The following is a 14,353-nucleotide window of genomic DNA, read 5'->3' as shown; positions in this document are numbered from 1 at the left end:
TGGGGTCATCAGGCTGCTGATCCTTGTCGGTAAAAGGCATCGTTTTTCAAACTAGATCGCGCCGTTGTCACGCAGGCTTTTGATCTGCTGCTCGTCGTAGCCCAGGGCGCCCAGTACCTGGGCATTGTGTTCGCCGAGCGCGGGGCCGACCCATTCGGACGAGCCCGGGGTGTCCGAGAGTTTCGGCACGATGCCGGGCATCTTGAATGCCTTGCCGTCCGGCAGCTTGGCCTGGAGGAACATTTCCCGGGCGAGAAACTGCGGATCGCTGAACATGTCCTCGGCGCTGAAGATGCGGCTGGCAGGGACTTGTGCTTGGTTCAGCAATTCGAGCACATGCTCCAGCGGCAGCGAGTTGACCCAGCGATCGATGACTCCGTACAGCTCGTCGCGCCGGCTGTCGCGGCCGTCGTTGCTGGCCAGGGCCGGGTCGTTGGCCAGGTCGTCGCGGCCGATCAGCAGCATGAAGCGCTTGAAGATCGCATCGCCGTTGGCGCCGATCTGCACATGCTTGCCATCGGCGCTGGTGTGAATCGAGGAGGGCGTGATGCCGGGCATGATGTTGCCGGTGCGTTCGCGGATGAAGCCGAAGACATCGAACTCCGGGACCATGCTTTCCATCATGGCGAAGATCGCTTCGTACAACGCCACGTCCACCACCTGGCCCTGGCCGCCGTTGACCTCACGGTGCCGCAGGGCCATCAGCGCGCCGATCACGCCCCACAGGGCGGCAATCGAGTCGCCGATGGAAATGCCGGTGCGCACCGGCGGACGGTCCTCGAAACCGGTGATGTAGCGCAGCCCGCCCATGGATTCGCCGACCGCGCCGAAACCGGGCTGGTCCTTCATCGGCCCGGTCTGGCCGAAGCCGGACAGGCGCACCATCACCAGCTTGGGATTGAGTGAGTGCAGGGTGTCCCAGCCCAGGCCGAGTTTTTCCAGGACCCCGGGGCGAAAGTTCTCGATCAGGATGTCGGCCTCGGCCAACAGCTTCTTCAGCACCTCCAGGCCGTCCGGGTGCTTGAGGTTCAGGGTCAGGGACTTTTTGTTGCGCGCCTGGACGAACCACCACAGGGATGTGCCTTCATACAGCTTGCGCCACTTGCGCAGCGGGTCGCCGCCGTCCGGCGATTCGACCTTGATCACCTCGGCGCCGAATTCGGCGCAGATGCGCGAGGCGAACGGGCCGGCGATCAGGGTGCCTAGTTCGACGACTTTCAGGCCGGCAAGGGGTTTGGCGGTAAGCGGCATGGAAGATCCTTGTAGGACAAAGATTGGACGGTAGAGCGTTTTAACATAGCCCGGCGCTCCCTCGCCAAAGGATGATGGTGCGCGATTCGTGGATTGGCGCGTGCATCGGTTAGACTTGCCGCCTTTCCTCGTATCAAGAAGCCCCGTCCATGGCCCAGCCGTCTACCACCTACAAGTTTGAATTGAACCTGACTGACCTCGATCGCGGGGTGTACGAAAGCGTCAAGCAAACCATCGCCCGCCATCCGTCGGAAACTGAAGAGCGTATGACCGTGCGTCTGCTGGCCTACGCCCTTTGGTACAACGAACACCTGTCGTTCGGTCGTGGCCTGTCGGAAGTGGATGAGCCGGCCCTGTGGGAAAAAAGCCTGGACGACCGCGTGCTGCACTGGATCGAAGTCGGCCAGCCGGACGCCGAGCGCCTGACCTGGTGTTCGCGCCGTACCGAGCGCACCAGCCTGCTGGCCTACGGCAGCCTGCGCGTGTGGCAGACCCGCGTAGTGGACGCGGTGAAGAACCTGAAGAACCTCAATATCGCCGGCGTGCCCCAGGACGTCCTGGAAGTCCTGGCCAAGGACATGCCGCGCGTTATCAAGTGGGACGTGATGATCAGCGAAGGCACGATCTTCGTCACCGACGATCGCGGCCAGCACGAAGTCCAGCTGGAATGGCTGTTGGGCGAACGCTGAGTTCGCCACGCCGCGTTGTTTCGCCGTATCCCCCGTATCGAAGAGAAGCTTCTGTCACCCCATGCGTATCGAACCTCGTGAGTTGCCCGCCACCCTGCCGTTTCTCGGTGATCTGCCGCCGTTGTTGACCCGCCTGTACGCCGCCCGTGGCGTGCAGTCCGAGGCCGAGCTGGACAAGAGCCTGGCGCGGCTGATCCCGTTCCAGCAGCTCAAGGGCATCGAGGCTGCGGTGGACCTGCTGGTGACGGCGCTGGAGCAGCGCGAACGCATCCTGATCGTCGGCGACTTCGACGCCGACGGCGCTACCGCCAGTACCGTGGGGCTGCTCGGCCTGCGCCTGCTGGGCGCGGCCCATGTCGATTACCTGGTGCCGAACCGTTTCGAATATGGCTACGGCCTGACCCCGGAAATCGTCGCGGTGGCCCTGGAGCGCAAGCCCCAACTGCTGATCACCGTGGACAACGGCATCTCCAGTGTCGAGGGCGTGGCGGCGGCCAAGGCGGCCGGGCTGAAAGTGCTGGTCACCGACCACCACTTGCCGGGCCACGAGTTGCCGGCGGCCGACGCCATCGTCAACCCGAACCAGCCCGGCTGCGAGTTCCCGAGCAAGGCGCTGGCCGGCGTCGGGGTGATCTTCTATGTGCTGATGGCGCTGCGCGCCCGCCTGCGCAGCCTTGGCTGGTATGAAGCCAAGCCACAGCCGAATATCGGCGAGCTGCTGGATCTGGTGGCTCTGGGCAGCGTGGCCGACGTGGTGCCGCTGGACGCCAACAACCGCATCCTGGTGCACCAGGGGCTGGAGCGGATTCGCGCCGGGCGCGCGCGGCCGGGGATCAAGGCGATCCTCGAAGTGGCCAAGCGCGAGGCGTCGCGCATCACCTCCACCGACCTGGGCTTCATCCTCGGCCCACGGTTGAATGCCGCCGGTCGCCTGGACGATATGAGCCTGGGCATCGAATGCCTGCTCAGCCATGACATGGCCCTGGCGCGGGAAATGGCCAGCCAGCTGGACGAGTTGAACCAGGACCGCAAATCCATCGAGCAGGGCATGCAGCGCGAAGCCCTGGCCCAGCTCAAGGACTTGCCGGTGGAATCAATGCCGTTCGGCCTGTGCCTGTTCGAGCCCGACTGGCACCAGGGGGTGATCGGGATTCTCGCTTCGCGGCTGAAGGAGCGTTACCACCGGCCGACCATCGCCTTTGCCGACGCCGGCGAAGGCATGCTCAAGGGGTCGGCGCGTTCGGTGCCGGGCTTTCATATCCGCGATGCCCTGGACGCGGTGGCGGCCAAACATCCGGACCTGATCAGCAAGTTCGGCGGTCACGCCATGGCCGCCGGCCTGTCGCTGCCGGAGCAGAATTTCCCGGCCTTCGCCGAGGCCTTCGATACCGAGGTGCGCCGCCAACTGCGCGAGGAAGACCTGACCGGGCGCCTGCTGTCGGACGGCACCCTGGCGGTGGAAGAGTTCCACCTCGAACTGGCCCGCGCCCTGCGCCATGCCGGACCCTGGGGCCAGCACTTTCCCGAGCCGCTGTTCCATGGCGTGTTCCAGCTGGTGGAGCAGCGCGTCGTCGGCGAGCGCCACCTCAAGGTGGTGCTGCGCAGCGAATGCGGTTCGGTGAAACTCGACGGCATTGCCTTCGGCATCGACCGCGATATCTGGCCGAACCCGACCATCCGCTGGGTGGAGCTGGCCTACAAGCTGGACCTCAACGAGTTCCGCGGCCAGGAAACGGTGCAACTGATGATCGCCCATATCGAACCGCGCTGACCCGCGCGGACGCTTTCGCGGGCAAGCCTCGCTCCTACGAACGGTGGGCGCTGCTTCTGTAGGAGCCAGGCTTGCCGGCGAAGAGGACGCTGCGGTGTACCAGGCCGGGCACTGACAAAGTGCATCGGAACCCTGCTGGTCGCGCCGTTGTCGACTAGGCTCTAAACACTGCTTGATTGGCCTTGTGACGTTTTGTCCTTTTTCTCCCGCGGGGGCGGGCGCTGTTCCTTTCCAGTCACTCGTCGACTTTTCAAACAGAACCCTGGAGCCTGACCACTGATCGAGAGGTGCCCCATGAGTCTGCTGCTTGAGCCCTATACCCTTCGTCAATTGACCTTACTCAACCGCATCGCGGTATCGCCCATGTGCCAGTACTCCAGCGTAGATGGACTGGCCAATGACTGGCACCTGGTGCACCTTGGCAGTCGTGCCGTGGGCGGCGCCGGACTGATTTTCACCGAGGCCACGGCGGTCACCGCCGACGGGCGCATCACCGCCCAGGACCTCGGCCTGTGGAACGACGAACAGATCGCACCCTTGCAACGCATCACCCGGTTCATCACCGCCCAGGGCGCGGTCGCCGGCATCCAGCTGGCCCACGCCGGACGCAAGGCCAGCACCCATCGGCCATGGCTGGGCAAGCATGGCAGCGTCAAGCCCGAGGAGGGCGGCTGGGTCCCGGTTGGCCCTTCGCCGATTGCCTTCGACCCGCAACACACGCCGCCGACCCAGCTCGACGAAGGGCAGATCGCCGCGATCGTCCAGGCCTTCGTCGATTCGGCCAAACGCGCCCTGGTCGCCGGTTTCAAGGTGGTCGAAGTGCATGCCGCCCATGGCTACCTGCTGCATCAATTCCTCTCGCCCCTGAGCAATCAGCGTCGCGACCAGTACGGTGGCTCCTTCGATAACCGCATTCGCCTGGTCCTGCAGGTGTGTGAGGCGGTGCGGGCGGTCTGGCCGGAAGAATTGCCGCTGTTTGTCCGGGTGTCGGCCACCGACTGGGTGGAGGACGGCTGGAATCCGGACGAAACCGTCGAGCTGGCCTGCCGCCTGAAAGCACTGGGGGTGGACCTGATCGATGTCTCGTCGGGCGGCACCGCGGTCAATGCCGAAATCCCCACCGGCCCGGGCTACCAGACCCGCTTCGCCGAACGGGTGCGCAAGGAGTCGGGGATCGCCACCGGCACCGTGGGCATGATCACCGAGCCGGCCCAGGCCGAGCATATTCTGCGCACCTGCCAGGCCGACATCATCTTCCTCGCCCGGGAGCTGCTGCGCGACCCGTACTGGCCGCTGCATGCCGACGACGATCTGAGCGGGCACAAGGCGATCTGGCCGGCGCAGTACCAGCGCGCGACCCATCGCGACCAACCGATTCACGAGTCGGATCTGCGCGAGTGAGCTGCGCGGAGGCACCAAAAAACCGGCCTGTGAGGGCCGGTTTTTTTGTGCTGGCGGGCAACCTGTAGCCGCTGCCGCAGGCTGCGATCGACCGGGAACCGGTCGCAAATCAGGCGACGCGGATCGACTGAAGAGCCTGGGTCCGCTGCGCGGCCCATCGCAGCCTGCGGCAGCGGCTACAGGCGATAGTGCTTGCTCAGCTGTACTTGCGCTTGTCCGGTGCCGGCGGGAAGTACTGGTACAGCCAGGTTTCGCTCAGGGTGCGATCGTTGCTGCGGATGAACAGCCGCAGTTCCACCGGATCGACGCTGTCGTTGGTCGGGTACCAGTCGAAGAGCACGCGATAACCCTGGATCTCGTCCAGCTTCAGCACGTGGAAATCCTTGACCTGACCGTTCGACGCAGTGACTACGGGCTCGATGCCGGTGCCCTCCGGCAGCCGCTCCAGCCCGCCGCCGTTGAAGTCCACGGCGAAGCGCCGGGCCCAGACCGGCGGATAATGCTCGCCCGGGGCCCAGCCCTCGACGAAGCCGCCCATGCCCGAACGGGTGGCGTTGACCCGCGCCAGCGGCGTGCCCACCGGTGGCAGGGCGCTCCAGTACAGCTTGTAGCCGTAGTTCAGCGAATCCCCGGCGGCCAGCGGTGTTTTCGGGGTCCAGAAGGCCACGATATTGTCCAGGGTCTCGCCGGTGGTGGGGATCTCCAGCAGGTCGACCGAGCCTTCGCCCCAGGCGGTGGTCGGCTCGACCCACAGGCTCGGGCGCCGGCTGTACCAGTCCACGGTGTCCTGGTAGTTGGCGAACTCATGGTCGGTCTGCACCAGGCCGAAACCCTTCGGGTCCTTGTCGGCGAAGGCGTTGAACTGCAGGGTCGCCGGGTTGTTCAGCGGACGGCAGATCCACTCGCCGTTGCCGCGCCACATGGCCAGGCGGTCCGAGTCGTGGATCTGCGGATGGATGGTGTCGCACATGCGCCGCTCATGGGTGCCGCAGCTGAACATGCTGGTCATCGGCGCGATGCCCAGTTGTTCGATGGCGGTGCGGGCGTTGACGTGCGCATCGACGTCCATCACCACGCGCTCGGCCTGGCAGTCGATGTCAAAGCGGTAGGCGCCGGTGGCGCTGGGCGAATCGAGCAGGGCATAGACCACGAAACGGGTGCTGTCCTTGTCCGGGGTCTCGAACCAGAACTGGGTGAAGTCGGGGAATTCTTCGCGCTTCTTGGCGTAGGTGTCGATCGCCAGCCCGCGGGCCGAGAGGCCGTACTGGCCGGTCTTGTCCACCGCGCGGAAATAGCTGGCGCCGAGGAAGGACACCACATCGTGCCTGTCCAGCTCCGGGGCCTTGAACAGCTTGAAGCCGGCAAAACCCAGGTCGCCCTTGAGCTGCGCGGTGTCGACGCTGGTGTTCTGGTAGTTGAACAGCGACGGGCGGAAATGCACTTCCCGCGCCTGCCGGGTCTTGGCGTCGACGCTGTGCATGCGCACCGGCTGCTTGAAACCCATGCCGACGTGGAAGAACTGCACGTCCAGCTGGCCGTTCAGCTCCTTCCACAGCGAGTGGTTGCCGTCGTACCGGATCGCGTTGAAGTTCTGCGGGGTCATGGTCGCCAGGGTCGGCGGCAGCACCTGCTTGGTGTCCACGTAGGGTTTGCCGGCCAACTGCTTGGCCCGGGCCTTGAGAATCTCGAAATCGAAGGCCTGCGCCTCGCCGTCGGCGGCGCCCGCCCAGGCCCGGGTGGCCAGCAGACCCGTGGCTGACAGGCCGGTGTAGGCGGCCAGCGCCATGGATGCTTTCAGAAGATGCCTGCGATGCATAAGTGAACCTTGTCAGGAGATCCCGAGCCCTTCCTGGCTGCGCTGGATCGGAAATGGAGGTTCGGTCATGCCTTCGGCCAAACACAACGGACTTTTAACAGCGGGCGGATAGAATAATCGGTTCGCCCGAGGCAAAAAATGCCCCGCGTGTATCGATACGTAAAACCACGGACGGCTTCAGGAAAACCCACATGCTCAATGAACGCCTTTTGACCTCGCAAGACATCCCGCTGTTCAAACTGATTGATCGTGCAGAGCTGATCGAGGCGTTCTACCGCCTGCAGGACGGGCAACTGCTGGGTTATCCCCAGCGCGAGGTGGTGACCGGCTGGCCGCCCGGCGAAGCCGAGCATGACGCGCGGGTCTTGCAGGCGTGTGAACAGCGCGGCGGCTGGCTGTATGGGGTGTTCGACGAACACCGGCTGGTGGCCGCCGCGGTGGTCGATTGCCTGGTGATCCACAACGCCGGCCTGCGGTTGCGGCAGTTGAAGTTCCTGCATGTCAGCCAGGCGTATCGCGGGCGCGGCCTGGGCCAGCGCTTGTTCGGCCTGGCCGCCGAGCAGGCACGGCGCATGGGCGGCGAGGGGCTGTATGTCTCGGCCACGCCGTCGCGCAACACTGTGGATTTCTATCGCCGTCTGGGCTGCGAGCTGTTGGCGGCCCCCGATCCAGAGCTGTATCGCCTGGAGCCCGAGGACATCCATCTGTACCTCAGGTTGCCCTGATTTTCAGCGGGTTGGCACCAGGTCGGCCGGTTGGATGAACGGCATCAGTGATTCGTGGGCTCCTACTGACTCAAGGGCATGAGCCACGGCACGGCACACAGCACCAGCACGCAGCCCAGCCACAGGCCCAGCCAGCGATAGTGGGCCGGCATGCGGCAGGCGTGCCAGCCTTTGGCGGCGGCATACACCAGGCTGATCTGGAGCAGCACAAGGGACAGGACCCCGGTGGGGATCGCCAGGGCCGAGATAAAAGGCGCGGCGACGGCGCCGGTCAGTACCAGCCCCAGTTGCAGGGCGGCGAACGGCAGCACCAGCCAGACGGCCACTTGCAGCATCAAGCTGACGATTCGCGAGGGCATGGGCGCATCCTGGCTGCCGGAGGAGTTTCAGCGCCGCGGGCTGCGGAGCCAGGCGCTGTGTGGCGGCGGATGGTGCCGCAACTTGATCGGCTTGGCCAGACCTCGTTCAATAGCCGCCTTTCAAGGAGATCGGGCAAATGAATTGCGGTTTTTCGGCGTGCGCGCGATGAAGTACAAGAAGACCCTGGCGGTCGTGGGGGGCCTGCTGGGAGCCTGTGTACTGGTGTTCGCCAGTGCGCTCTACACAGTGCTCGAACGCGAGCCCTATTCGACGACCAGCCCCACCGGTCGTTACCTGTTGCAGCATGCCTCGGCCGGGGGGCTGCTGGTGCCTTTCGGCGGCAAGGGCTATCTGCAGATCATCGACCTTGAGGACCCGGATCGGGTCTACCGCACGCCCTTGATCCGGGACTGGACGCTGGACCTGCGGATGTATGAGGACGACAACAGCATCAGCATCTTTGGCCTGGAGTTCATCAAGGCCACCAAGACCTACATCATTCAGTGGCCGGATTGGCAACACCATTGGCTCGACTGGTTCATCAGCAACACGCCCTACGAGTTTTGCCAGGAAACCGACGGCAACTGTTTCTAGCAGGGCGTGCTGCCCGGGGTCAGTGCTTGAACATCACATGGCGCACGACGGTGTAGTCCTCCAGCCCATACATGGACATGTCCTTGCCGTAGCCGGAGAGCTTCTGCCCGCCGTGGGGCATTTCGCTGACCAGCATGAAGTGGGTGTTGACCCAGGTGCAGCCGTATTGCAGGCGCGCCGAGAGGCGGTGGGCGCGGCCGACATCGGCGGTCCATACCGAGGACGCCAGGCCGTACTCCGAGTCGTTGGCCCAACCCAGGACCTGGGCCTCGTCGGCGAAGCGGGTGACCGAGACCACCGGCCCGAACACTTCGCGGCGGACGATTTCGTCGTCCTGCCGGGCGTCGGCCAGCACCGTCGGTTCGAAGAAGAAGCCGTTGCCGTCCACCGCCTTGCCGCCAGTGACCAGGCGGATGTGCGGCTGGGAGATGGCGCGCTCGACGAAGCCGGCCACGCGGTCGCGGTGCTGGGCGCTGATCAGTGGGCCCAGTTCGGTGTCCGGGTTGCCCTGCAGGCCGTATTTGATGCTGGCGACCGCCGCGCCGAGCTTCTCGACGAAGCGCTCATAGATACCCTCCTGGGCATAGATGCGGCAGGCAGCGGTGCAATCCTGGCCGGCGTTGTAGAAACCGAAGGTGCGGATGCCTTCCACGGCGGCGTCGATGTCGGCGTCGTCGAAGATGATCACCGGTGCCTTGCCGCCCAGTTCCATGTGCAGGCGTTTGACGCTGTCGGCGGTGCTGGAAATGATGTTCGAGCCGGTGGCGATGGAGCCGGTGAGCGACACCATGCGCACCTTCGGATGGGTCACCAGCGGTTGGCCCACGGTGGCGCCGCGGCCGAACACCAGGTTCAGCACGCCAGCGGGAAAGATCGCCGCCGCCAGTTCGGCCAGGCGCAGGGCGGTCAGCGGGGTCTGCTCCGAGGGCTTGAGCACCACAGTATTGCCGGCGGCCAGGGCCGGGGCGATTTTCCAGGCGACCATCATCAGCGGGTAGTTCCACGGCGCGATGGAGGCGATCACCCCCACCGGGTCGCGACGGATCATCGAGGTGTGCCCCGGCAGGTATTCGCCGCCGGCCGAACCGCTGAGGCAGCGGCTGGCGCCGGCGAAGAAACGGAACACGTCGGCAATCGCCGGGATCTCGTCGTTCAAGGCCGCGCTCAGCGGCTTGCCGCAGTTGTCCGACTCCAGCCGGGCCAGCTCCTCGCCGTGGGCTTCGATGCTGTCGGCCAGCTTGAGCAACAGCAGCGAGCGTTCTTTCGGCACGGTTTGCGACCAGCTCTGGAACGCCGCGTCGGCGGCGCGCACCGCGGCATCGACCTGGGCTTCGCTGGCCTCGTTGATTTCCACCAGCACCTTGCCCAGCGCGGGGTTGAATATCGGCTGGGCAGGGCCTTCGCCGCTGACCAGTAGGCCGTTGATCAAGAGTTTGGTTTGCATGGTCATGTCCTCTTCGAATCTATTGTTTTTCTATGGAAACGAGCCTCCGTAGGAGCGAGGCTTGCCCGCGAATTCGTGGTGTCTGCCAACGTCAATGTTGAAGGTGACGGCCTCTTCGCGGGCAAGCCTCACTCCTACAGACCCGGGTTCCAAGCCGGTTTTATTTGCCGCCGCTGCCTGCCACGCTTTCGCCGCCGCGGGTCAGGTAATAGGCGCCGAGGATCGGCAGCATGGTCACCAGCATCACCAGCATGGCGACGACGTTGGTCACCGGTACGTCCCGCGGCCGGCTGAGCTGGTTGAGCAGCCACAGCGGCAGGGTGCGTTCATGGCCGGCGGTGAAGGTGGTGACGATGATTTCGTCGAACGACAGGGCGAACGCCAGCATGCCGCCGGCCAGCAACGCCGAGCCGAGGTTCGGCAGGATGATGTAGCGGAAGGTCTGCCAGCCGTCGGCGCCCAGGTCCATCGAGGCTTCGATCAGGCTGTGGGAGGTGCGGCGCAGGCGGGCGATCACGTTGTTGTAGACAATCACCACGCAGAAGGTCGCGTGGCCAACGATGATGGTGAACATCCCCGGCTCGATCCCCAATGTCTTGAAGGTTGCCAGCAAGGCGATGCCGGTGATGATCCCGGGCAGGGCGATGGGCAGGATCAGCATCAGCGAAATGCCCTGTTTGCCGAAGAAGTCCCGCCGGTACAACGCCGCCGAGGCCAGGGTGCCGAGGACCATGGCGATCAGGGTGGCGATGGCGGCGATCTGCAACGACAGCTTGATGGCCTCGAGTACGTCGGGGCGGGCGAAGGCCACGCTGAACCACTTCAGGGTGAAGCCCTGGGGCGGAAAGCTGAAGGCTGCGTCTTCGGTATTGAAGGCGTAGAGGAAGATGATCAGGATCGGGAAATGCAGGAACAGCAGCCCGCCCCACGCGGCAAGGCGCAGGCCCAACGAGGCGTGTTCTCCGTGCTTGGCTGAGTCAGAGCGCATCGAAGGCCCCCAGGCGTTTGACGATGGACAGGTAAATGGCGATCAGCACGATCGGCACCAGGGTGAAGGCGGCGGCCATCGGCATGTTGCCGATTGCCCCTTGCTGGGCGTAGACCATGCTGCCGACGAAGTAGCCGGGCGGGCCCACCAGCTGCGGCACGATGAAGTCGCCCAGGGTCAGGGAGAAGGTGAAGATCGAGCCGGCGGCGATGCCCGGCACCGACAGCGGCAGGATCACCTGCATGAAGGTCTGGCGCGGCTTGGCGCCGAGGTCGGCGGAGGCTTGCAGCAAGGACGGCGGCAGGCGTTCCAGGGAGGCCTGGATCGGCAGGATCATGAACGGCAGCCAGATGTAGACGAACACCATGAAGCGCCCCAGGTGCGAGGTCGACAGGGTGCTGCCGCCGACCCCGGGAATCCCCAGGATGAACTGCAGCAGCGGCTCCAGCCCCAGGTGCTGGACGAACCACTGGGCCACGCCGCCCTTGGCCAGCAGCAGGGTCCAGGCGTAGGCCTTGACGATGTAGCTGGCCCACATCGGCAGCATCACCGCGATGTAGAAGAACGCCTTGGTCTTGCCGCTGGTGTAGCGCGCCATGTAGTAGGCGATGGGGAAGGCGACCACGGCGCTGGCGAGCGATACGGCGATGGCCATGCTCAGGGTGCGCAGGATGATGTCGAAGTTCGACGGCTGGAACAGCGCGGCGAAGTTGGCCAGGGTCAGGTCCGGGGTGACCGCCATGGTGAAGTCGTCGAAGGTGTAGAAGCCCTGCCAGAGCAGGATCAGCAAGGAGCCCAGGTAAATCGCGCCGAACCAGAGCAGCGGCGGCACCAGCAGCAGCGCCAGGTACAGGTTCGGCCGTCGGTACAGCAGGTTGGAAAAGCGCCGCAGCGGCGAGCCGCCGGGGCTTTGGGAAGTGATCGCCAGGGTGCTCATGTCACACCCCGCTCACCAGGGTATCGGCCAGCGGGATCATCGCGGCGCGGGCCCAGCGCGCGCTGAGGCGTTGCCCGGTCTGGTGCTGGGCGCCGCTGTCCAGCCATTGGTCGTTGGCCCGGCTGATGCTGAGGGTCTGGCCGTTGTCCAGTTGCAGTTCGTAGCGGGTGGCGCTGCCCTGGTACTGGATATCGTGCAGCAGGCCGCTGACTTCGATCTCATGGCTGGGCAGCGGGCCTTCGGCGAAACGCACATGTTCCGGGCGGATCGAGAAGGGCCGCTGGCTGCCGCTCAGGCGTTCGGCCAGCTCGCCGCGAATCACGTTGGAGGTGCCGACGAACTCGGCGACGAAGGTGGTGACCGGTTTCATGTACAGGTTGCGCGGGCTGTCGACCTGCTCGATGCGGCCCTTGTTGAACACCGCCACGCGGTCGGACATCGACAGGGCTTCGGTCTGGTCGTGGGTGACGAAGATGAAGGTGATGCCGAGCTGGCGCTGCAGCTTCTTCAGTTCGCCTTGCATCTGTTCGCGCAGCTTCAGGTCCAGCGCCCCCAGGGGTTCGTCCAGCAGCAGGACCCGCGGCCGATTGACCAGCGCCCGGGCCAGGGCCACGCGCTGGCGCTGGCCGCCGGACAGCTGCACCGGCTTGCGCTCGCCGTAGCCTTGCAGGGCGACCATGGCCAGGGCTTCTTCGGCGCGCTTGAGGCGCTCGGCCTTGGCGACGCCTTTGACTTTCAGGCCGTAGGCCACGTTGTCGCGCACGTTCATATGGGGAAACAGCGCGTAATCCTGGAACACGGTGTTGACGTCGCGCTGATAGGGCGGCAACCCGGTGGCTTCGGCCCCGTGGATGTGGATCGAGCCGGCGCTCGGCTGTTCGAAACCGGCGATCAGGCGCAGGCAGGTGGTCTTGCCCGAGCCGGAAGGGCCGAGCATGGAAAAGAACTCGCCGTCCTGGATATCGATGGACACCCGGTCAACGGCCTTCACCTCGCCAAACTGCCGGGAAACGTTGGTGAACTGGACTGCAAGCGTCATGGTGCGGTGCTCCGGGAAAGCGCGGAATCAGGTTTGGCGAAGAGCGCAGGAACCTGTAGCCGCTGCCGAAGGCTGCGATCGACCCCGAAGGGGGCGCAGGATCTTGAGATCGCTGAAGGCCTTCGGCCTTATCGCAGCCTGCGGCAGCGGCTACAGGGAACTCACCTGCCGCCCATGATTGCGATGTAGTCCTGGGTCCAGCGGCTGTACGGCACGAACTTGCCGCCCTCGGCCTGCGGGGTTTTCCAGAAGGCGATCTTGTCGAACTGGTCGAAGCCGTTGGTCTTGCAGCCCTCGGCGCCCAGCAGTTGGCTTTCCTGGCAGGCCGCCGGCACGGCTGGCAGCGAGCCGAACCAGGCAGCGACGTCGCCCTGGACCTTCGGCGTGAGCGACCAGTCCATCCATTTGTAGGCACAGTTGGGGTGCTTGGCCTCGCTGTGCAGCATGGTGGTGTCGGCCCAGCCGGTGGCCCCTTCCTTGGGAATGGTCGAGGCGATCGGCTGTTTCTCGTTGATCAGTCCGTTGACCTGATACGGCCAGGAGCTGGCGGCGACCACGCCTTCGTTCTTGAAGTCGCTCATCTGTACCGTGGTGTCGTGCCAGTAGCGGTGGATCAGCGGTTGCTGGGCGCGCAGCAGGTCGAGCACCGCCTTGTACTGGGCCTCGGTCAGTTCGTAGGGGTTCTGGATCCCCAGTTCCGGTTTCGTGCTCTTGAGGTACAACGCGGCATCGGCGATGTAGATCGGCCCGTCATAGGCCTGCACGCGGCCCTTGTTGGGCTTGCCGTCCGGCAGGTTCTGCGCGTCGAACAGCACGCTCCAGCTGGTCGGTGCCTGCTTGAAGACCTTGGTGTTGTACATCAGCACGTTCGGGCCCCACTGGTAGGGCGTGCCGTAGGTCTGCTTGTCGACCACGTACCAGGGCGCGTCCTTGAGGCGCGGGTCGAGGTTTTTCCAGTTGGGAATCAGCGCGGTGTTGATCGGCTGCACGCGCTTGCCGACGATCAGCCGCAGGGAGGCGTCGCCGGACGCGGTGACCAGGTCGTAGCCGCCCTTGGCCATCAGGCTGACCATCTCGTCGGAGGTGCCCGCGGTCTTGACGTTGACCTTGCAACCGGTCTCCTTCTCGAAGCCGGTGACCCAGTCGTAGTTCTTGTCGCTCTCGCCACGTTCGATGTAGCCGGGCCAGGCCACGATATCCAGCTGGCCTTCGCCGGCACCGACGGCCTTGAGCGGTTCGGCGGCCTGGAGGCTGGCGCTGGCCAGCAGGGCGGTGGTGATTGCACTGAGCAGTGCGGTCTTGTGCACGAACATGGGGAAACCCTCTTCTTCAAATTAT

13 protein-coding genes are annotated in these 14,353 nt (G+C 64.9%); 5 read left to right on the top strand and 8 right to left on the bottom strand.

Annotation, left to right across the window (positions count from 1 at the left end; genetic code table 11):
• Positions 1-51 precede the first annotated feature (51 nt).
• On the bottom strand, positions 52-1,251 hold the full coding sequence (locus tag AC07Y9_RS14665; RefSeq protein ID WP_087091344.1) for a CaiB/BaiF CoA transferase family protein: 1,200 nt from the start codon (positions 1,249-1,251) through the stop codon (positions 52-54).
• A 149-nt stretch (positions 1,252-1,400) separates the two neighbouring features.
• Here AC07Y9_RS14665 and AC07Y9_RS14660 point away from each other — a divergent pair, with 149 nt between their 5' ends.
• The 3 genes from AC07Y9_RS14660 to AC07Y9_RS14650 all read left to right on the top strand — a co-directional run bounded on the left by AC07Y9_RS14660 (position 1,401) and on the right by AC07Y9_RS14650 (position 5,112).
• The gene (locus tag AC07Y9_RS14660) at positions 1,401-1,940 is read left to right on the top strand and encodes a YaeQ family protein (RefSeq protein WP_007923023.1); all 540 of its coding nucleotides are present in this window, start codon (positions 1,401-1,403) and stop codon (positions 1,938-1,940) included.
• Between the two features lie 61 nt (positions 1,941-2,001).
• The gene (gene recJ, locus AC07Y9_RS14655) at positions 2,002-3,711 is read left to right on the top strand and encodes a single-stranded-DNA-specific exonuclease RecJ (protein WP_102679284.1); all 1,710 of its coding nucleotides are present in this window, start codon (positions 2,002-2,004) and stop codon (positions 3,709-3,711) included.
• Positions 3,712-4,005: 294 nt separating this feature from the next.
• Complete coding sequence (locus AC07Y9_RS14650; protein WP_009042333.1) at positions 4,006-5,112, top strand: NADH:flavin oxidoreductase/NADH oxidase; 1,107 nt, start codon at positions 4,006-4,008, stop codon at positions 5,110-5,112.
• 196 nt (positions 5,113-5,308) lie between these two features.
• On the opposite strand, the gene AC07Y9_RS14645 is transcribed toward AC07Y9_RS14650, so the two are convergent.
• Positions 5,309-6,928, bottom strand: coding sequence for a glucan biosynthesis protein D (locus AC07Y9_RS14645; protein WP_007928017.1), 1,620 nt, complete (start codon positions 6,926-6,928; stop codon positions 5,309-5,311).
• A gap of 191 nt (positions 6,929-7,119) precedes the next feature.
• On the opposite strand from AC07Y9_RS14645, the gene AC07Y9_RS14640 reads away from it, so the two are divergent.
• Positions 7,120-7,653, top strand: a complete 534-nt coding sequence (locus AC07Y9_RS14640; protein WP_102679283.1) for a GNAT family N-acetyltransferase — start codon at positions 7,120-7,122, stop codon at positions 7,651-7,653.
• 62 nt (positions 7,654-7,715) lie between these two features.
• On the opposite strand, the gene AC07Y9_RS14635 is transcribed toward AC07Y9_RS14640, so the two are convergent.
• On the bottom strand, positions 7,716-8,012 hold the full coding sequence (locus tag AC07Y9_RS14635; protein WP_102679282.1) for a hypothetical protein: 297 nt from the start codon (positions 8,010-8,012) through the stop codon (positions 7,716-7,718).
• A gap of 166 nt (positions 8,013-8,178) precedes the next feature.
• Between AC07Y9_RS14635 and AC07Y9_RS14630 the strand changes: the two genes are divergently transcribed.
• Positions 8,179-8,607: a hypothetical protein gene (locus AC07Y9_RS14630; protein ID WP_256580903.1), complete on the top strand. Its 429-nt coding sequence runs from the start codon at positions 8,179-8,181 to the stop codon at positions 8,605-8,607.
• Between the two features lie 19 nt (positions 8,608-8,626).
• On the opposite strand, the gene AC07Y9_RS14625 is transcribed toward AC07Y9_RS14630, so the two are convergent.
• The 5 genes from AC07Y9_RS14625 to ydcS form a co-directional block, all read right to left on the bottom strand.
• Positions 8,627-10,051, bottom strand: coding sequence for a gamma-aminobutyraldehyde dehydrogenase (locus tag AC07Y9_RS14625; RefSeq protein ID WP_102679322.1), 1,425 nt, complete (start codon positions 10,049-10,051; stop codon positions 8,627-8,629).
• Between the two features lie 160 nt (positions 10,052-10,211).
• Positions 10,212-11,039 carry an ABC transporter permease gene (locus AC07Y9_RS14620; RefSeq protein ID WP_087091351.1) on the bottom strand — a complete coding sequence of 276 codons (828 nt, stop codon included), beginning with the start codon at positions 11,037-11,039 and terminating at the stop codon, positions 10,212-10,214.
• Positions 11,029-11,976, bottom strand: coding sequence for an ABC transporter permease (locus AC07Y9_RS14615; protein WP_009042342.1), 948 nt, complete (start codon positions 11,974-11,976; stop codon positions 11,029-11,031). The genes AC07Y9_RS14620 and AC07Y9_RS14615 overlap by 11 nt, the downstream gene beginning before the upstream one ends.
• A gap of 1 nt (position 11,977) precedes the next feature.
• Complete coding sequence (locus tag AC07Y9_RS14610; RefSeq protein ID WP_102679280.1) at positions 11,978-13,015, bottom strand: ABC transporter ATP-binding protein; 1,038 nt, start codon at positions 13,013-13,015, stop codon at positions 11,978-11,980.
• A gap of 161 nt (positions 13,016-13,176) precedes the next feature.
• Positions 13,177-14,328: a putative ABC transporter substrate-binding protein YdcS gene (gene ydcS, locus AC07Y9_RS14605; RefSeq protein WP_053259763.1), complete on the bottom strand. Its 1,152-nt coding sequence runs from the start codon at positions 14,326-14,328 to the stop codon at positions 13,177-13,179.
• Positions 14,329-14,353 lie beyond the last annotated feature (25 nt).

This window comes from Pseudomonas sp. GW456-L12, from assembly GCF_059424045.1.
The sequence above is the reverse complement of the archived record's forward strand: the minus strand, read 5'-3'. Positions and strand labels throughout refer to the sequence as shown.